Origin of the sequence: Shimia sp. SK013, assembly GCF_001292625.1 — a bacterium.
Taxonomy (GTDB): Bacteria; Pseudomonadota; Alphaproteobacteria; order Rhodobacterales; family Rhodobacteraceae; genus Shimia.
In genome coordinates, this window is the sequence record NZ_LAJH01000009.1 from 221,490 (window position 1) to 238,169 (window position 16,680).

Here is a 16,680-nt window from a genome sequence, read left to right on the forward strand (position 1 = left end):
CACCTTTTTTTGGAGTCTCTATCCTTTTGGACATAGGGCCTAATCTGTAGAGGTATATCGCCATACTTTATTCTACATGTTGGAGATCTCAAAAAAATTTAGGGTAATTGAAAGTTTGTAATCTTTACCTGACGAAAGGGTTATTCAATGCCAAAACGGTTTTTTGGGACCTCTGCATCCGACATAATTAGTGGCCACAACGGCAAGGATCTTATCCTAGCAAAAGCAGACAGTGACGAAATTTCTGCAGGTAACAGCGCAGATGTCGTATTTGGTCAAAGCGGTGATGACACAATCCACGGCGGTGACGGCGCCGACCGATTGATCGGCGGTGTTGGGGCCGATGTGTTGTTTGGAGATAGCGGTCAAGACACGATCTTCGGTGGACCAGGAGATGACGTGATCTTAGGCGGAGACACAAACGGTTCGCTAGAAGGTAGCGGTGGCGGTATCAACGACAAATTATGGGGTGGATCGGGCAACGATCAGATGTCTGGCCAAGGAGGCAACGACTTACTTTATGGTGGAGGCGGAGACGACTCTATGTCCGGCGGCGAGGGTTTAGATCGCCTTTTTGGCTCTTCCGGAGAAGACGAACTGTCCGGTGGAAGCGGGTCGGATGCCTTATATGGCGGTATCGGCAACGATGATCTGTCAGGAATGGCAGGCAATGATAGCTTGTTTGGTTCGATGGGCGACGACAATTTATCGGGAAGCGGAGGCAACGACCGTCTTTTTGGGGGAGCCGACAACGATACAATTGACGGTGGAGGTGGGTCAGATCGCGTATGGGGAGGTACAGGAGACGACACTGTAAGAGGCGGGTCAGGGGATGACGTACTTGGCGGCGCTTCTGGCAACGATACTCTTTATGGCGAAAACGGGACAGATACGCTCTACGGCCGAGACGATGATGACTACTTATACGGCGGCACCGGTAACGATTTTCTCCATGGAGGGAGGGATAACGACCTGCTTTCCGGTGATAGTGGCGCGGATTACCTTTCAGGAGGCGACGGTCATGATACGCTGATTGGGGGAACCGGAAACGATGAGTTAGCAGGGCAACAAGGCGACGACACATTAGATGGTGGGGATGGTCTAGACGCACTGAATGGTGGGGGCGGAGCTGACACGCTATATGGCGGTAGTGGCGGAGATACCCTTGATGGCGGTGCCGGCACGGATTTCCTTTTCGGGGATGCCGGTGCGGACAGCCTGAATGGCTCTTTTGGCAACGATGTGCTGGATGGCGGTTCTGGGAGCGATATCATGGACGGAGGAACCGGAAATGATAGCCTACATGGAGGCAGTGGCTTTAATGAGCTCACCGGTGGGACGGGTGCGGATACATTTGTCTTTAGATCCGATAATGGATTCTTTTCCGATACTATTACGGACTTCAGAACATATGGCACCGGCCATGATGTGTTAGATTTAACCGAATTCGATGTATTGGCAACTTTTACCGATGTGGCGGACTGGATAGCGAACGGCGTAACCCAGGAAGAAAACGGCGATCTATCTATTCGTTTGTCAAATTCCCAAAGCATTCTTATCGAGGATCACTTGGGGCTTGCTGAAAGCTTCATAGATCAAATAGTAGATTGCATTTTGTTTTGAGGTTCGCGTCTGGTTGTGCCCGTCGTCGTAGTTTTTGGAGCCAGTTTGAACTTGGCGGGTTTTTACGCCGCACCAAGTCTCTCCTTTTTACACCGCTGATGTGAAGCGTCATTGGGACAGACTAAGAGACGCACGCTTGGTATTTGCGGAATCAATGCAAAACGGCGGTGGTAGGGCTTTTGTTTGAAGTACCTCAGCGCCGAGTTTCGCGCGCGTTTGTGGCTGCAACAACCCGAATGGTGCGCACACCTTCGAGCTGGGCAGGTGTCAGAATATGCGCCACTGAGATTTCACGGGACTGCTCTGGCCCACCGGTGTAGCCGCCCTGAGGATGTATCGCCAAGAGATTGTACGTCAGAACGCCGCGTTCGGGTAGGCCGCCATTTTGCGGGTCAAGCTTGACTGTGTGGGCGCCATGAATGCTTGAAATGCCAATCACCTCGATCATCGCACCCTCAGGAACACGGTGGACTTGAACCGACTTGACCTGTGCCACGATAGTGCCGCTATACACAGGTTCGGGCCGTTCCCCAAAGATGGAGTTGCCGCCTTTTGAATTTGGCACCAAAGGATTGACGGCGGTTTCGTCAACGTCAACCTGCACCTCCTGGTCGTTGCCAAACCAGTTGAATGGATTGAGACGGGATTGGCACGCCGTCAAAGTGAGCGTGGACATCAGGAGAACAGCAAGGGCAATGCGCATCGAAGGGGCCTCATTCTTTGTTTCAATGGGTTACCCGATCACGGGCCAGTTGAAAAGTCTGTTTGGCAAGGCTGGACCTTTTGGTGTTCCGAGATTAACTCGGTAACGTCAAAAAGGAGACCGCGGATATGGCCACCGAAGCCTTTGAAGAGATTGTCGAGGATTTTGAGTTCCTTGAGGATTGGGAAGATCGCTATCGCTATGTGATTGATCAAGGCAAGATGATGGACCCTCTTGAGGATGCGCTGCGGGTTGCGGCCACCAAAGTGGATGGCTGCGCCAGTCAGGTGTGGTTGCATCCCACTATTGAGGCGGGTGTGTTTTCCTTTGAGGGCGCCAGCGACGCAATGATCGTAAGCGGGCTTATTGGGGTGCTGCGTAGGCTTTACAATGGCGTGCCTGTGGCTGACGTGAAAAAGATAGATGCCCGCGCGGAATTGACCCGATTGGGCTTGAACGAGCATCTGAGCGCGCAACGCTCTAACGGATTGCGGGCGATGATTGAGCGGATTCGTCTGGTTGCTTCTGAAGCAATCTAAGGACAGCGGCCATCAATAAGGCCATTAGGAAGGTGCAGATTTGTTCCGGTAATGGTTCAAAACGTACAGGCGGATCGCGGTGGCGAGGCCTGCTTGGAGATCGCGTTGGGCATCAATTTCCGCAGCAAGAGCATTGATTGGCAGCTCTTTTTCCTCCGCAATCTCGCGAAATGCGCGCCAGAAGTCATCTTCGAGCGACACGCTGGTTCGGTGACCGCGCAGGGTAAGAGAGCGTTTGACCGGTCGGGTCATTCTTTTTCCTTGCCGTCTAAATTGCGCGACAATTTTTCCTGACGGGTCTGCTCAGAGTTTTTTTGCGCTTTGGATCGCCCAAATTTTGCTGCGTTCTCATCCGCCTGCGATTTTCGGGCCACTTTTGCCTTGGTTTTGCGGAACTGATTGAGGTTGGTTACATTGCTCATGGACCCGACCCTAAACCGGGAGCGCGCGGGCGCCAAGGCCCACGCTGCGCGCTTTTAGGCGTGTGTCGATAAGCGCCGTTTGCGGCGTCGGTTTTGAGAATCCCACAGCCGGAATATCGTTAGGGCGGCCAGTGGCGTAAAGTGCACAAGAGCGGCGGCTGGCGTTTCCCAATTGTGCAAAGCGACCCAATGCAAAAAGGTCAAAATCGCGGCGGGATAAGTCCATCGTTGCAAGGACTTCCAGCCGGGCCCCATACGTCGCACAAAATAGTCGCTAGAGGTGACAACAAGTGGAATAAAGATCGCGAAAGCCAGCCAGCCGGTCCAGATCCAAAACTTGGGTAAATCCGCGACAATGCGGTCAATCGTGGCAAGATCGACAACATAAAGCACGGTATGCAACGCAGCATATGCAAAAGATGCCACCCCGAAATAGCGGCGGTTTTTCTTGAGCCAGATCGGGCCACGCCAGCCTTTGAACAGCATGGTAAGCGGGGTCGCCAGCATCGCAATGATCAAAAATCGCGCGGCAAACTCTCCGCTGGGATGCAGGAGAATATGAGCGATCCGGGGATCCGGTGAAGTCACAAGCTGGTTGGTCATCATGGCTGCGGGCAGGGCGAGGATGACCCAAAGATAGTAGGGAGAAATGAAGCGTTGCACGGTTATCTCCTTTGCGTGTGAATATGACACGTTCAAAGCGCTGGTTTCCGTCGCAGATATTATGAAAAAAAATGGCCCCCGGAAAACCGGAGGCCACATTAAGTTTTTGATCCGCCGATAAAATCAGTCTTTGGGGCCGATCATTTGTTCAGGGCGCACAACCGCGTCAAAGGTGGCTTCGTCGACAAAGCCCAGCGCGACCGCCTCTTCTTTGAGCGTTGTGCCGTTCTTGTGCGCCGTCTTGGCCACCTTGGTGGCATTGTCGTAGCCAATTGTCGGTGCCAACGCGGTAACAAGCATCAGGCTTTCTTTCATCAGCTTGTCGATGCGCGGCTCGTTGGCTTGAATACCATTGAGCATACGTGTGGTGAAGCTGTCCGCAACATCGCCCAACAACTGCATGGATTGCAGTAGGTTGTAGGACATCATCGGGTTGTAGACGTTGAGTTCAAAGTGACCTTGGCTGCCAGCAAACGTCATAGCGGCGTTGTTGCCCATTACGTGAGCTGCAACCTGCGTCATGGCCTCGGCCTGTGTCGGGTTCACTTTGCCCGGCATGATCGAGGAACCCGGTTCATTTTCCGGCAGGATCAGTTCGCCCAGACCTGAGCGAGGACCGGAACCCAGGAAACGGATGTCGTTGGCGATTTTATACATCGAGCCGGCCACAGTGGCCAAAGCGCCGGACATAAAGACCATGGCGTCGTGTGCGGCGAGCGCTTCGAACTTGTTGGGGGCGGTCACAAAGGGCAGGCCGGTGATTTCTGCCATATGGGCCGCAACAGCTTCGCCCCAACCGTTTTGGGTGTTCAGGCCCGTGCCAACCGCGGTGCCGCCTTGTGCCAGTTCATAGATGCCGGGCAGGGCCGCGTTGATGCGGGCGATGCCTTGGCGGATCTGGTGAGCGTAGCCGCCAAATTCCTGACCCAATGTCAGTGGCGTGGCGTCTTGGGTGTGCGTGCGGCCGATTTTGATGATGTCTTTGAATTCATCCGATTTGGCTTCAAGACCCTCGGCCAGCTTTGTCAGGCCGGGCAGGAGGGTGTCACGTACCATCATGGCGGCGCCGATGTGCATCGCTGTTGGGAAAGTGTCGTTGGACGACTGCCCCATGTTGCAGTGGTCGTTGGGGTGCACGGGATCTTTTGTGCCAATCACACCACCAAGGATTTCGATCGCGCGGTTGGCGATGACCTCGTTGGAGTTCATGTTGGATTGGGTGCCTGAGCCTGTCTGCCACACGACCAATGGAAAGTTGTCGTCAAATTTGCCGGCGACAACTTCGGAAGCGGCCTGAATGACAGCGTCCGCAATGGTCGCGTCTATGCTGCCAGTGGCCTTGTTTTGCATGGCGCAGGCCTGTTTGATCACGCCCAGCGCACGCACGATGGCGACGGGTTGTTTTTCCCAGCCAATCGGGAAGTTCATGATCGAGCGCTGCGTCTGTGCGCCCCAATACTTGTCGGATGGAACCTCAAGCGGGCCAAAGCTGTCGGTTTCGGTGCGGGTATCTGCCATCATGACCTCCGGTGTTACGTTCATCGGCTTTCTAGCGGAAGCGGCCAGAATATCAATGCTGTATACCGTGGGATACCGCTAACAAACGGCGTATTGCGGGGCTGCGAATGGTCGCAGCCCCGCAATTTGTCGGTTACGCGGCGCGCGCGACCACTTCGCCACGTTCGATATAGGCCTTGTTGGCGTCAATCAGCGACCCAAGAAGTTTGCGAAACTGTGGCTTCATCATGGGCACCATCAACCGACCAAGCAGGCCATATTTTGGTACAAACTCCATTTTGAAATGAAGCTCGGTCTTGTTTGGACCAGTTTGGCGCATGTCGATGGTGGCGAAGTTTTCCTTGAGCGGGAAGGTTCCGTCAAAGATTTCAACTTTCATGCGGCGGTTGGGTTGGTAGTCAACGATGCGTTCCTGAATGAAATTCTTGCCGTCCGTCATAGTGCACTGACGCTCGGCGCCCAGTCCGGTGTTATGGCTGCCGTCCAGTAGAAATGAGCGGCTGAGGTTAGGGTTGAATTTTTCGATGTGGGCATAGTCATCCCAAGCGGTCCAGACGTCCTCGACTGGTGCGTTTATGGTGGTGTGAACCGTGACTTCGGGCATGTTGGTGTCTCCTCCTGTTGTTAAGAACAAGTAAGTGGCTATATTTTGAACCGGAACCGTTGAAATTGAGACGTTGTGGTTAGTTTTTAAGACAAGGACGCACGTGATGGACTGGTCAGCAATGCCGTATTTTCTTGCGATTGCGCGCAATGGCAGCCTGAGAGCGGCGGCGTTGTCGCTTGGCGCCACTCATGCGACGGTTGATCGCCATGTCAAAGCACTTGAGCAAAGCTATGGTGTTCGGCTGTTTGATCGAACGCGCGGCGGTATGACATTGACGCTTGCCGGAGAAAGCTTGTTGCCGCTCGCCGAAACGGCAGAAGATGCCATGAACGGCGCGAAGGCGCGGGTTTTGGGCCTTGATCAGGAGGCTGTTGGGATCGTGAAAGTGTCCGTGCCGCCGATCTTGGCTTTTGATTTCTTGCCGGAGATTTTTGGCGCGTTTTCAGATACCTATCCGGATATTACGTTGGACATTTCGGTGACCAACAAGTTTGAGGACCTCAACCGTTTTGAAGCGGATGTGTCGATCCGCGTCGCCTATGATGTGACTGATGATGTGGTCGGGAGAAAACTGGCGCAGACAGCGATCGGGATCTATTGCAGTCGCGCGTATTTGGCAGAAAAAGTCTCGCGCGCTGGTCCGGACGGGCAGGGGCTTGATTGGGTGGCATGGACCGATACGGATGATGTGCAACGTTGGAGTGCCCGCACCCTGTATAGCAAAGCAAACGCGCGGCATGTGGCGCGCGAGGTCGTGATGCAAAAGGAAATGATCCGGGCCGGGATGGGGTTTGGCTATTTGCCAGCGTCCTGTGTCTATGGTGATTCCGATTTTGTGCAACTGCCGGGGACGGAGATTGAGTTGAACCGGTGGATTTGGCTTTTGATGCATGGAGAGTTGCGCAAAACCATGCGGGTGCGGCGGTTTGTAGATTTTGTGGCACAGGAAATCCGCGCACGGCGCAAAAGAATTTGCGGCGAAGACGACGGTTTGGGTGGCACTTAAGGCTGCCTGTTACTTGCGGAAGCTATCCAGAGACACAACTTCGGCATCTTTGCGCGGTTCTTCGGGCACATCCTCGATTTCGATATCGTCTTCGATTTCATCCTGCAGTTCGTGGTCCTCGTCTTCGTCGTCTTGCGTTTCAAAGCGCAAGCCAAACTCGACCGAAGGGTCAACGAATGTTTCGATGGAATCATACGGGATATACAGCGGTTCCGGATTGTCGCCGAAATTCAACGTGACGCCGAAGCCTTCGTCCGTAACGGTGAGGTTGTCATACCAATGCTGCATAACAACGGTCATTTCACCGGGGTAACGATCCATCAGCCAAGGCGCGATGTCCACGTCTGGGTGCTGTGTATCAAAGGTGATAAAGAAGTGGTGTTCGCCCGGCAGGCCATCGGATTGAACATCAGTGAGCACATCTTGAATAAGCGACCGCATGGCGCGGTGCATGAGGTTTCCATAATCGATGGTGCGGGACATGGCTCTTCTCTTTGAGTGACGTGATGTCAGCATAGTAGATTCGGCGCGAAACAAAAGACGACTGCGCGAATTTTAGCGCTTGGGCTTGTGACTTTACAGCGCGCCGCCTGCGAGGCTGGCAATAATGGCCGCCAGAGCGCAGAGACCCAGAGTGGTCAAAAGTGAAACACGCAGACCAAGCATCAAGCCTGTGGCAAGCGTTGTTAACGCCGCGGCAGTGACATCGATAGAAGAAAGATCAGGAAGCAGACCGACCTGTGTTTGGACTGTTTCCGCAAAAACCAAATTGATCGTGAACCAGATGCCAAGGTTGGCGATGACGCCGACAACAGCCGCGGAAATATAGGTCAGTGCAGCGTTTAATCTTGGGGCCGCAAGAATACGATCGACATGCGGGGCGCCTGCAAAAATCCATAAAAAACAGGGGGGTGAACGTGCACCAGAGGGCCGTCAAACCCGCTGCAATTCCCAATCCGAGTCCGCCGAATTGTGTTCCCGCAAGGGTCGCGACGAACTGAGTGACAAGGATCAATGGGCCGGGTGTTGTTTCAGCAAGGCCCAATGCGTCCATCATTTGATCGGTAGTAAGCCAGCCGAAGTCTTGTACCACCGTCTGTACCATATAGGTCAGTACGGCGTAGGCGCCGCCAAAAGTCACGACAGCGAGGCGCGAGAAAAACAGAGCGACATCTTGCAGGAATGGCGCGTCGAGCGTGAAAAGAACAGCAATAGGAATGAGCCAAAGTGCACCCCAGATCAAAATGGTGCGGCCTGTGTGGGCGATGTTTGGGTGTGATGGCGCGAGGCTTGGGGTTGGTTCGGATGTGGCGCCGAAGGCCAAACCGACGATTGCCGCGAGGGCCATCACCGCAGGGAAAGGCAAAAGCCCGGTATACAGTGCAACGAGGCTGGCCATCGCGACCAAGCGGTTTGGCCATGTTGTGAGCATTTTTGCGCCAAGACGCATCAAAGCTTGCAAAACTATGGCGACCACTGCTGCTTTGACGCCCAAAAACGCTGCGCTGATAAGTGGGGTGTCTCCGAACGCGGCATAGACTGCAACCAAGGAAAAAATAACGAGAGCGCCGGGCAGGAAAAACAACAATCCCGCGATTAGACCGCCAATAGTTCCGCGCAGCTTCCAGCCACAGAAAGTGGCCAGTTGCATGGCCTCCGGTCCGGGTAACAACATGCAAAACGACAGTGCGCCGAGGAAGTCCTTTTCCTTGAGCCAGCCTTTGTCTTCAACAAGGCTTTGGTGCATCAAACTGATTTGCGCGGCGGGACCGCCAAACGACAACAGCCCAATGCGCCCAAAGGTGCGGAAAAGCTCGGATCGGGGCGTTTGATGTTGCACGTGTCTTTGCTAACCGTGCCGCCCCAAAAAGCAAGCTATACCTTTGCGTTAGGCAACCTTTTGCCCCGACAAGCAGAATTCCAGGGATTGCTCTGGCAACAAGCCCAACTGCGTAAAGAAAGACATGGTATCGAGCCCGTTGTAGGCTTCGACGATCTTATCTTCTTTAAAGCGCGCAAATAGCTGCCCTGTTACCATCACAGGCTGGCTTGTCGTGGGACTAATTGCCCGCATTGAAATCAATGCAGCCGCCCAATCGCCGTCTTCCAAGACTTTGTCGACGCTTACTTCCAAGTTTTCGACCAAGGCCAAACACATCGGAACAAGCGCGCGAAAGTCCTTAGCATCGACCGAGAACTCGGGCAGAAGGCCCTCTGCCTCAGTGTCGGGCGCGAGATACTCGTCAATGGCTGTCAGATCAAATTCGACCCAAACGCGTTGATACCAGTTGGTGAGAATAGATTTTTTGTTCATTGGCTTTTACCCTAAGCCCCCAAGTCAAGAAGTAACCCAAATTGGTTAGCGAAAGGTTACCGGATGTGTAGGAAAGTGCAGGCTTCTGTTGCCAGGTGCCTGCGAACCCCGCCTTAGGTCGCTAAACCCAAGGAGTTAGTTTCGGCGACATTTACAGCTTACGCTGCAACTGCCATTGCCGGAGCACGATTGTCATTTGCAATTGTACAAGTTTCGCCGATAACGGTGGCAGACAGCCGAAACAAAGCTAACTTCTTTAGACGTCCGTCGATCCTATTTCGTCCCCATGATCCCCAAATGAAGGATGTTTGGTGGAGACGCCGGGTACCGCCCCCGGGTCCGATCCGTTTATTGCAAGCGCGTTTATGTCCATAGTCCCCGAAGAGACATCCTTTAGATAAGCGTGCCGCGCGCGAGTCGCAAGGGTTTGTAGAAAAGGCCCAAAAAGGCCTGTCTGCAACGCGTCGGTATTGCGTGGGTATTGCGGGAGTGCATTTGGCGTGCACCCGATCAGCGTATTCAGCCGCTTGAGGGCGCCCTTTTCCGTCGGATGCGGATGTCGTACAAAACCCAAGTGGTCAGCAACACAACCACGAGGCAGGCCAGCCACTTTGTAAGCGGTCCCATCGTGCCGTCTATAAGGAGCGCATGAACAACGGTCGCCATCACAATCAAGAAAGCCAGAGTGTTGTGCAGGATAGCCCAAGGCAAATAGCGCAGCGGCAATTTGCGGCGAAGTGTGACCAGTAGCCCGGTTAGGATGACGCCCCAGAGTGCCACCACACCATAGAGTGAGAAGGGCGTCGGGGAGACCAGCAACAATGCATCAAGCGTGTCCGGCGGGCTGGTCACAAATAGGCCGGCGACATGCACGACAACGGCCACAATTATCAGGCTACCGGTGGCGCGGTGCCAAAGGCGCGCTGTGCGCGGGGGCACGTTTGGCAGGAGGCCGCCTGCGAGGAGTGGCTGCAAGATGAGCAGCAACAATGCCAAGATGCCCGCGAAACCGGCTGCGATGTAGGCGGGATTTCGATAGGCGAGATAGGGGTTGAAGCTGGCAACGATCAGCGGGGTCGCCAAGGCGAGAATAAGCCCGCTCCAAATCACAATGGAACTGGTGTTTGAGCGGCGTGTTCGCTTTGTTTCCGTTTGCGCCATGTACGGCAGGTTACGCCGGTGTCAGGACAAAGTCGACGTTCAGGGAGGTGTCTTTGGCGCTTGGCATCACAGGGCGCAGAAACACGGTTTCGAAGTGGGGGTCATCATAAGCGAGATGCGCATGTGGTTGACCGAAATTAGGAACGATCTGGTGCATTTCCAAATGATAGGATCCATCCGCCTGCGTCAGCACCGAGCCGTGATTGCGCGGTTCGCGCTCGCCGCCGATGGTTGTGGCGGCCCAAATCTGAATGCGCGCGTTACCGATGGGCTGGCCTTTGCCGGCAAGGCGAACTTTGCCACTGATGTGGAAGCCCTCTCCAAGCGCGTCGCGAAACGGCGCATTGGGTTGATAGTTGTTGGCACCGCCCCGCATGGTTTTGGTTGGCTTGAAGGTTTGCGCTGTCACCGGGGAGGCCAATCCCGCGGAAATCGCCAAGGTTGTCAGCCCGGCAGAGCGCAAGAATGAGCGGCGGTTATAAAAAGGTGCGTGCATCATATGCTCCTTTGAACGGGTTATCCCATCATGCCACAGCATATCGGGTACCGAGATGCACATATGCGTGAGCGCGGGACGTGAGCGGCGACGAGATCGCCGCGCCTGAGCGGGCACAGCGGTTACTACTTGGCGCGGTTGGCGCGGGCCTCCATGGCCTGACGGCCCAGTGTCAGGGTGTAGTCCGACAATTCCGCAAGTGCCGTGTCGGCCCTGACGCCATTCTGTGCCTCAAGTGCGTCCGCGATTTGGGTGTGGAGATTGATGATTTGATCACGATTTCGCTGCGTGAAAGTGATCATATTCATCAGGGGCTGCATGGCCTCGACCGCACCGGCGAGTTGATAAGACAAAACCGGATTGCCCGCTCCGTCGACAAGCGCTCGGTGAAATGCGACGTCGGAATCACAAAACCGTTCGTCGGACAAACCCGGCTGACCCTGGCGGTGAATTTCCGCGCGCATTGTGGCGAGGTTGTCCGGCGTGCGGCGTTCGGCAGAAAGCGGGGCGCAAGCACGTTCAAGGGCGAAGCGGGCCTCGCAGGCGGTTTCAAAATCGACCGCGTTCATCGACAGCAGCAGGGTCGATGTGGTGACGTGCTGGGCCTGCGCCTCATCATAGCTGAGCCGGCGCACAAACGCGCCACCGGTGGCGCCGCGCTGGGTGCGGATCAGGTTTTGCGCGGCCAGACGTTTCAGGGCCTCGCGCACAGTGGAGCGTGAGACATCGAATTGGTCGCAAAGCTCGGTTTCGGACGGCAGGCGTTCGTCAACAATCATCTCGCCGCCGACGATGGCGTCACGGATTGCTTTGGCGATTTGAGCCGACAGGTCGGCGGAGCTTTTTGGGTCTATTTTCATTTGTCTGACATTTAGTATTTGCGGAGTGTTTAATTGTCTGACATTTTAAATCGCATAACGTGAGTCGCGGCAAGGGAGGATCGCCGGGATGGTCGCAGATCGCATCCGTTCCATGACCGGTTGGCATTGGTTGACGCTGTTTGGCGGCATCATTGTGGCGTGGGTTGTGTTGTTCATTATGGCTGTTCCTGCCGAGATGCGGCAGTTGAATGCGGTCTATGGCGCGGACTTTTGGACAAGCCTGTGCACGATCACGCCGGACGCCGCAGGATTTGCCCGCGTGCTGTTGATGTGGGTCGTGATGAGCGCGGCGATGATGGCGCCGACGGCTTTGCCCGCGTTTGCCACTTATGATGATCTAGCGCGGCAAGCGCCTGGGGCAAACTTCGGTCTGCAGGTGGCAGGTTATTTTGTGGTTTGGATCGGGTTTTCGGTGGCGGCCACAGCGGTTCAGATGGCGCTGTTTCAGGGCGGATTGTTGGGCGCGTTGGGGGAAAGCCGGTCAAATCTTCTGTCAGCGGGGCTGCTCGCAGTGGCGGGGATTTATCAGTTCTCGACACTGAAAGAAGCCTGCCTGAGCAAATGCCGCATGCCGATGACGTTTTTCATGCAGCACTGGGATGAGGGCGCGTGGAGGAACGGTTTGCGGCTTGGGTTGACCTGTTTAGGCTGCTGCTGGGCGCTGATGTTGTTGGCGTTTGTAGGCGGCGTGATGAACCTCGCCTTTATGGGGCTGGCCACGCTGATCATGGTTTTTGAGAAATTGCCCGACATCGGGCGGTGGGTGACACGGCCCTTGGGCGCGGCGCTTTTGGCGTTGGCGGCTTTGGTCGCCGTGGGCGCCCTGTAAACGGAACACTTTGAGGAGGACTGAACATGGCATCGGATCGCACTACAGCGCCCGCTAAGATCGACAACCGCCATCCGGCGGCGGCAAAATCCGGTTTGGGTACAATCCCTTGGACCATCAAGGGCGAACTTATCCTGAACTGTAACTGTACGGTGTTCTGTCCGTGCGTTGTCAGCCTTGGTTTGCACCCGCCAACCGAAGGTCACTGTCAGACCTGGGGCGGTGTGCGCATCGACGAAGGACAATACGGTGACGTGGATTTGTCGGGGCTGAACATCGGTCTGTTGATCGAGATTCCCGGCATGATGAGCCGAGGTAACTGGAAAGTTGCGTTGTTCATTGACGAGCGTGCCAGCGACGCGGCGTATAATGCGCTGATCGATATTTTCTCAGGAAAAGCCAAAGGCACAACCGGGCTGTTTAGCGTGCTGGTTGGCGAAATCATTGGCGTTGAGCGTCAGCCAGTCAGATATGACACCGACGGCAAGACGCGCCATATCACTGTGGGTCGCAAAATCGATGGCGTTGTTTTCCCTGTGGAAGGCAAAGATGCGGATGAGGAGATCGTGATCTCCAATACCAAATACTGGATGGGTCCGGATATCACTGTGGCGACGGCCTCAAAGGGGCGGGTGCGCGCCTTTGGTCGGGTGTGGGATTTTGACGGTCGGTCCGCCGAAATCTGTCAGATCGACTGGCACGGTCCCCGCTGATGATGGCGACGCCTGAATATTGTCTGGTGATGGCGCAGTATAACGCGTGGCAGAACGGACAGCTGCGGGCGGCGTGTGAAAAGCTGACCGAGGCGAATTTGCGGGCCGATCGTGGTGCGTTCTTCGGCTCGGTCATGGCGACGCTCAATCACATTCTGTGGGGCGATACCCTGTGGATGAGCCGGTTTGACGGAGGTGATGGACCTGCGGTTGCCGCGAAAGATCATGTGGATCTTTGCGCGACATTTGCAATCTGGGCGCAGGAACGTCAGCGCATGGATCAGCGAATTTTGCAATGGGCGGAATGCGTTACCCCCGAAAGCTTAAGTGGTGAATTGCAGTGGTATGCGCAAATGCTGGACAAAGACATGCACAAACCTGTGGGGCTGTGCGCTGTACATCTGTTTAACCACCAAACCCATCATCGCGGGCAAATCCATGCATTGCTGACAAGCTTTGGGCGGACTCCGGGTGATACCGATCTTGTTTTGATGCCGGAGGACACTTCATGGCACTGATTTCTCCATCGCGGCGGCTGCGCCGGACACCGTTTTCTGTTGGTGTTGAGGCCGCAGGCGTCAAAGCCTACACGACCTATAATCGTATGCTTTTGCCAACCGTGTTCCGGTCGGTTGAAGAAGACTATCGGCATCTGAAAGAGGCGGTTCAGATTTGGGACGTTTCCGTCGAGCGCCAAGTCGAAGTACGCGGACCGGATGCAAGCCGGTTGATGCAGATGCTGACACCGCGTGACTTGCGCGGGATGCTGCCCGGACAGTGTTATTATGTGCCGATTGTCGATGAAACCGGCGGCATGTTGAACGATCCGGTGGCGGTGAAACTGGCCGAAGACCGCTGGTGGATCTCGATTGCCGACAGCGATTTGTTGTTTTGGGTCAAAGGCATCGCCTATGGGTATCGCCTTGACGTGCTTGTGGATGAACCGGACGTTAGCCCGCTTGCAGTTCAAGGGCCGAAGGCAGAAGAATTGATGGTGCGGGTGTTTGGTGAAAAAATTCGCAGCGTGCGGTTTTTCCGGTTCGGCTGGTTTGATTTTCAGGGGCGCAGTCTGGTGGTGGCGCGATCAGGATATTCCAAGCAAGGCGGATTTGAGATTTACGTTGAGGGAAGTGACATCGGTATGCCGCTGTGGAACGCCCTTATGGAAGCGGGCAAAGATCTGGATGCGCATGCGGGCTGTCCGAACCTGATTGAACGCATTGAGGGCGGATTGCTGAGCTATGGCAACGATATGACCGACGACAATACGCCGCACGAATGCGGGCTCGGGCGGTTCTGTAACACCAACACAGCAATTGGCTGTGTCGGACGTGATGCCTTGTTGCGGGTGGCGCAAGAAGGGCCTGTGCGTCAAATTCGGCCGGTTGAAATTCACGGCGCGCCAGTTCCGCCGTGTGGCCAGCTGTGGCCGGTGATGGATGGCGAACAACACGTGGGCAATATCAGCAGCAGCGCCTGGTCACCTGATTTCAACACCAATGTGTCGATCGGCATGATCCGCATGACGCATTGGAACAGCGGCACTGAAGTTGATGTGGTGACACCGGACGGGGTGCGTCCGGCGACGGTTTATGAAGCCTTTTGGCAATAGAGAACGCTGCAGGGGGCAGGGCCTCTGTCGCATACAAATAATGCAAGATGAGGCTGATGGGTCTGACCGTCGGCGCAAAGGAGAGATGAAATGTTCAAAGCACTGATGATGGAACAGAACGACGAGGGTCTGGCGAGCGCGGTGATCAAGGAGATCGACGAAAGCGCGTTGCCGGATGGGGATGTGACCGTGGCGGTCGAATATTCGACGGTGAACTACAAAGACGGTCTGTGCCTGTCGCCCAAAGGCGGCGGCTTGGTGCGCAACTATCCACATATTCCGGGGATCGACTTTGCCGGCACGGTAGAAGCGTCAAATGACGACCGCTACAAGCCGGGTGATAAAGTTGTGCTGACCGGTTGGCGCGTCGGTGAAATGCATTGGGGCGGCTATGCGCAGAAGGCGCGGGTTAAAGCTGATTGGCTGGTGCCACTGCCTGTGGGTTTGACACCTGCGCAAGCGATGGCCGTGGGCACCGCGGGCTTTACCTCAATGTTGTCGGTAATGGCGCTTGAGGATCACGGCCTGACGCCGGATCAGGGGCCGGTTCTGGTGACCGGTGCTGCGGGTGGTGTTGGTTCGGTGGCGGTGGCGATTTTGGCCAACCGTGGCTACGAGGTTGCCGGTGTGACCGGACGGCCGGAAAGTGCTGAGTATCTGAAATCATTGGGCGCGACACAGGTCGTGGCTCGCGAAGAGATCAACGAGACGGTGAAACGTCCACTTGAGGCCGAGACTTGGGCCGGGTGTGTGGATGCCGTTGGTGGCGCGATGTTGGCACGGGTGTTGGGTCAGATGAAATACGGCGGCTCCGTTGCGGCCGTTGGCCTTGCAGGTGGTGCGGGCTTGCCTGCGACTGTCATTCCGTTCCTGCTGCGCGGTGTGAATCTCTTGGGGATCGACAGTGTGATGCAGCCTTATGACAACCGTCTGCGCGCCTGGGAGCGGGTTGCCAAAGACCTGCCGATGGACAAGTTGGAAGCCATGGTGAAACCCGCGACGCTAAGCGATCTGCCGCAATTGGGTGCAGACATTCTGCAAGGTCAGGTTCAGGGCCGCGTTGTGGTTGACGTCAACGCCTAAGAGCGCAACAAATCACGGCAACAGCGGGTGAGGAAACTTGCCCGCTTTTGCATTTTGACGGAGGCAGATGCCCATGAGCTATGACAACGACAACATTTTCGCAAAAATCCTGCGCGGGGAAATCCCTTGTGAAAAGCTTTATGAAGATGAGGACACCTTTGTTTTCATGGACATTATGCCGCGAGCAGACGGTCATTGCCTGGTGATCCCCAAAACAGCATGTCGCAATATGCTGGACGCGACGCCAGCGCAGTTAACGGCGTGTTTGGTCACCACACAAAAGATGGGCCGTGCGGTGATGCAAGCCTTTGGTGCCGAAGGTGTGACGGTGCAACAGTTCAACGAAACGGCCGGTGGCCAAGAGGTGTTTCACCTGCATTATCACGTGCTGCCGCGCCATGCGGATCTTAAGTTGCGTCCCCCCGGAACCATGGCGGATTTTGGTGTGTTGAAAGAACAAGCCGACAAAATCCGCGCCGCACTGGCGTGACCGGACATAACTGCGCTGCG

The 16,680-nt window shown here is 55.4% G+C and carries 22 protein-coding genes and 1 other RNA gene; 9 read left to right on the top strand and 14 right to left on the bottom strand.

All coding sequences use genetic code 11. The features are described 5' to 3' along the window. The first annotated feature begins 147 nt into the window (after positions 1-147). Positions 148-1,623, top strand: coding sequence for a calcium-binding protein (locus SHIM_RS03575; RefSeq protein ID WP_054001246.1), 1,476 nt, complete (start codon positions 148-150; stop codon positions 1,621-1,623). A gap of 193 nt (positions 1,624-1,816) precedes the next feature. Here SHIM_RS03575 and SHIM_RS03580 read toward each other — a convergent pair whose 3' ends face one another. Next, on the bottom strand, positions 1,817-2,326 hold the full coding sequence (locus tag SHIM_RS03580) for a hypothetical protein (RefSeq protein WP_054001247.1): 510 nt from the start codon (positions 2,324-2,326) through the stop codon (positions 1,817-1,819). Positions 2,327-2,454: 128 nt separating this feature from the next. Between SHIM_RS03580 and SHIM_RS03585 the strand changes: the two genes are divergently transcribed. Then, positions 2,455-2,865, top strand: coding sequence for a SufE family protein (locus tag SHIM_RS03585; RefSeq protein WP_054001248.1), 411 nt, complete (start codon positions 2,455-2,457; stop codon positions 2,863-2,865). A 24-nt stretch (positions 2,866-2,889) separates the two neighbouring features. Here the strand turns inward: SHIM_RS03585 and SHIM_RS03590 are convergent, their stop codons facing one another. The 5 genes from SHIM_RS03590 to SHIM_RS03605 all read right to left on the bottom strand — a co-directional run bounded on the left by SHIM_RS03590 (position 2,890) and on the right by SHIM_RS03605 (position 6,072). Continuing rightward, the gene (locus SHIM_RS03590) at positions 2,890-3,117 is read right to left on the bottom strand and encodes a ribbon-helix-helix domain-containing protein (protein ID WP_054001249.1); all 228 of its coding nucleotides are present in this window, start codon (positions 3,115-3,117) and stop codon (positions 2,890-2,892) included. Further along, on the bottom strand, positions 3,114-3,287 hold the full coding sequence (locus SHIM_RS19910) for a DUF4169 family protein (RefSeq protein WP_082358271.1): 174 nt from the start codon (positions 3,285-3,287) through the stop codon (positions 3,114-3,116). Before SHIM_RS19910 ends, SHIM_RS03590 begins: the two co-directional genes overlap by 4 nt. A 54-nt stretch (positions 3,288-3,341) precedes the next feature. After that, entirely contained in the window at positions 3,342-3,950 is a 609-nt protein-coding gene (locus SHIM_RS03595; RefSeq protein WP_054001958.1) for a sulfite oxidase heme-binding subunit YedZ, read from the bottom strand. 123 nt (positions 3,951-4,073) lie between these two features. After that, complete coding sequence (fumC, locus tag SHIM_RS03600; RefSeq protein ID WP_054001959.1) at positions 4,074-5,468, bottom strand: class II fumarate hydratase; 1,395 nt, start codon at positions 5,466-5,468, stop codon at positions 4,074-4,076. A 133-nt stretch (positions 5,469-5,601) separates the two neighbouring features. Then, complete coding sequence (locus tag SHIM_RS03605; protein WP_054001250.1) at positions 5,602-6,072, bottom strand: SRPBCC family protein; 471 nt, start codon at positions 6,070-6,072, stop codon at positions 5,602-5,604. A 106-nt stretch (positions 6,073-6,178) separates the two neighbouring features. On the opposite strand from SHIM_RS03605, the gene SHIM_RS03610 reads away from it, so the two are divergent. Further along, entirely contained in the window at positions 6,179-7,081 is a 903-nt protein-coding gene (locus SHIM_RS03610; protein WP_054001251.1) for a LysR family transcriptional regulator, read from the top strand. 9 nt (positions 7,082-7,090) lie between these two features. Here SHIM_RS03610 and SHIM_RS03615 read toward each other — a convergent pair whose 3' ends face one another. From SHIM_RS03615 to SHIM_RS03640, 8 genes are all read right to left on the bottom strand, one after another. Continuing rightward, a complete protein-coding gene (locus SHIM_RS03615; protein WP_054001252.1) occupies positions 7,091-7,564 on the bottom strand; it encodes an SspB family protein in 474 nt (157 codons plus the stop codon). A gap of 93 nt (positions 7,565-7,657) precedes the next feature. Next, on the bottom strand, positions 7,658-7,915 hold the full coding sequence (locus SHIM_RS20700) for a hypothetical protein (RefSeq protein WP_446740600.1): 258 nt from the start codon (positions 7,913-7,915) through the stop codon (positions 7,658-7,660). After that, positions 7,803-8,921, bottom strand: coding sequence for a chromate efflux transporter (chrA, locus tag SHIM_RS03620; RefSeq protein WP_241488781.1), 1,119 nt, complete (start codon positions 8,919-8,921; stop codon positions 7,803-7,805). Before chrA ends, SHIM_RS20700 begins: the two co-directional genes overlap by 113 nt. Positions 8,922-8,969: 48 nt before the next feature. After that, a complete protein-coding gene (locus tag SHIM_RS03625; protein WP_054001253.1) occupies positions 8,970-9,395 on the bottom strand; it encodes an ester cyclase in 426 nt (141 codons plus the stop codon). A 74-nt stretch (positions 9,396-9,469) separates the two neighbouring features. Continuing rightward, positions 9,470-9,822, bottom strand: a transfer-messenger RNA (tmRNA) gene (gene ssrA, locus SHIM_RS19855). Positions 9,823-9,914: 92 nt separating this feature from the next. Then, positions 9,915-10,556 (bottom strand): ferric reductase-like transmembrane domain-containing protein, encoded by a 642-nt coding sequence (locus tag SHIM_RS03630; protein ID WP_054001254.1) that lies wholly within the window; start codon positions 10,554-10,556, stop codon positions 9,915-9,917. A gap of 10 nt (positions 10,557-10,566) precedes the next feature. Beyond that, the gene (locus SHIM_RS03635) at positions 10,567-11,052 is read right to left on the bottom strand and encodes a twin-arginine translocation pathway signal (RefSeq protein WP_054001960.1); all 486 of its coding nucleotides are present in this window, start codon (positions 11,050-11,052) and stop codon (positions 10,567-10,569) included. Between the two features lie 125 nt (positions 11,053-11,177). After that, positions 11,178-11,912: a FadR/GntR family transcriptional regulator gene (locus tag SHIM_RS03640; RefSeq protein ID WP_054001255.1), complete on the bottom strand. Its 735-nt coding sequence runs from the start codon at positions 11,910-11,912 to the stop codon at positions 11,178-11,180. Positions 11,913-12,000: 88 nt separating this feature from the next. Here SHIM_RS03640 and SHIM_RS03645 point away from each other — a divergent pair, with 88 nt between their 5' ends. The 6 genes from SHIM_RS03645 to SHIM_RS03670 all read left to right on the top strand — a co-directional run bounded on the left by SHIM_RS03645 (position 12,001) and on the right by SHIM_RS03670 (position 16,660). Continuing rightward, entirely contained in the window at positions 12,001-12,762 is a 762-nt protein-coding gene (locus tag SHIM_RS03645; protein ID WP_446740595.1) for a DUF2182 domain-containing protein, read from the top strand. A 26-nt stretch (positions 12,763-12,788) separates the two neighbouring features. Next, positions 12,789-13,475, top strand: coding sequence for a DUF1326 domain-containing protein (locus SHIM_RS03650; RefSeq protein ID WP_082358272.1), 687 nt, complete (start codon positions 12,789-12,791; stop codon positions 13,473-13,475). Then, positions 13,475-13,993 carry a DinB family protein gene (locus tag SHIM_RS03655; protein WP_241488782.1) on the top strand — a complete coding sequence of 173 codons (519 nt, stop codon included), beginning with the start codon at positions 13,475-13,477 and terminating at the stop codon, positions 13,991-13,993. The genes SHIM_RS03650 and SHIM_RS03655 overlap by 1 nt, the downstream gene beginning before the upstream one ends. Next, entirely contained in the window at positions 13,984-15,087 is a 1,104-nt protein-coding gene (locus SHIM_RS03660; RefSeq protein WP_054001256.1) for a dimethylsulfoniopropionate demethylase, read from the top strand. Before SHIM_RS03655 ends, SHIM_RS03660 begins: the two co-directional genes overlap by 10 nt. A gap of 90 nt (positions 15,088-15,177) precedes the next feature. Then, positions 15,178-16,170, top strand: a complete 993-nt coding sequence (gene acuI, locus SHIM_RS03665; RefSeq protein WP_054001257.1) for an acrylyl-CoA reductase (NADPH) — start codon at positions 15,178-15,180, stop codon at positions 16,168-16,170. A gap of 67 nt (positions 16,171-16,237) precedes the next feature. Beyond that, a complete protein-coding gene (locus SHIM_RS03670) occupies positions 16,238-16,660 on the top strand; it encodes an HIT family protein (protein ID WP_082358273.1) in 423 nt (140 codons plus the stop codon). Positions 16,661-16,680 lie beyond the last annotated feature (20 nt).

Coding starts and splice junctions, on each gene's coding strand:
- SHIM_RS03575 (WP_054001246.1), top strand. CDS start 148: ATGCCAAAACGGTTTTTTGGGACCTCTGCATCCGACATAATTAGTGGC.
- SHIM_RS03580 (WP_054001247.1), bottom strand. CDS start 2,326: ATGCGCATTGCCCTTGCTGTTCTCCTGATGTCCACGCTCACTTTGACG.
- SHIM_RS03585 (WP_054001248.1), top strand. CDS start 2,455: ATGGCCACCGAAGCCTTTGAAGAGATTGTCGAGGATTTTGAGTTCCTT.
- SHIM_RS03590 (WP_054001249.1), bottom strand. CDS start 3,117: ATGACCCGACCGGTCAAACGCTCTCTTACCCTGCGCGGTCACCGAACC.
- SHIM_RS19910 (WP_082358271.1), bottom strand. CDS start 3,287: ATGAGCAATGTAACCAACCTCAATCAGTTCCGCAAAACCAAGGCAAAA.
- fumC (WP_054001959.1), bottom strand. CDS start 5,468: ATGGCAGATACCCGCACCGAAACCGACAGCTTTGGCCCGCTTGAGGTT.
- SHIM_RS03605 (WP_054001250.1), bottom strand. CDS start 6,072: ATGCCCGAAGTCACGGTTCACACCACCATAAACGCACCAGTCGAGGAC.
- SHIM_RS03610 (WP_054001251.1), top strand. CDS start 6,179: ATGGACTGGTCAGCAATGCCGTATTTTCTTGCGATTGCGCGCAATGGC.
- SHIM_RS03615 (WP_054001252.1), bottom strand. CDS start 7,564: ATGTCCCGCACCATCGATTATGGAAACCTCATGCACCGCGCCATGCGG.
- SHIM_RS03625 (WP_054001253.1), bottom strand. CDS start 9,395: ATGAACAAAAAATCTATTCTCACCAACTGGTATCAACGCGTTTGGGTC.
- SHIM_RS03630 (WP_054001254.1), bottom strand. CDS start 10,556: ATGGCGCAAACGGAAACAAAGCGAACACGCCGCTCAAACACCAGTTCC.
- SHIM_RS03635 (WP_054001960.1), bottom strand. CDS start 11,052: ATGCACGCACCTTTTTATAACCGCCGCTCATTCTTGCGCTCTGCCGGG.
- SHIM_RS03640 (WP_054001255.1), bottom strand. CDS start 11,912: ATGAAAATAGACCCAAAAAGCTCCGCCGACCTGTCGGCTCAAATCGCC.
- SHIM_RS03645 (WP_446740595.1), top strand. CDS start 12,001: ATGGTCGCAGATCGCATCCGTTCCATGACCGGTTGGCATTGGTTGACG.
- SHIM_RS03650 (WP_082358272.1), top strand. CDS start 12,789: ATGGCATCGGATCGCACTACAGCGCCCGCTAAGATCGACAACCGCCAT.
- SHIM_RS03655 (WP_241488782.1), top strand. CDS start 13,475: ATGATGGCGACGCCTGAATATTGTCTGGTGATGGCGCAGTATAACGCG.
- SHIM_RS03660 (WP_054001256.1), top strand. CDS start 13,984: ATGGCACTGATTTCTCCATCGCGGCGGCTGCGCCGGACACCGTTTTCT.
- acuI (WP_054001257.1), top strand. CDS start 15,178: ATGTTCAAAGCACTGATGATGGAACAGAACGACGAGGGTCTGGCGAGC.
- SHIM_RS03670 (WP_082358273.1), top strand. CDS start 16,238: ATGCCCATGAGCTATGACAACGACAACATTTTCGCAAAAATCCTGCGC.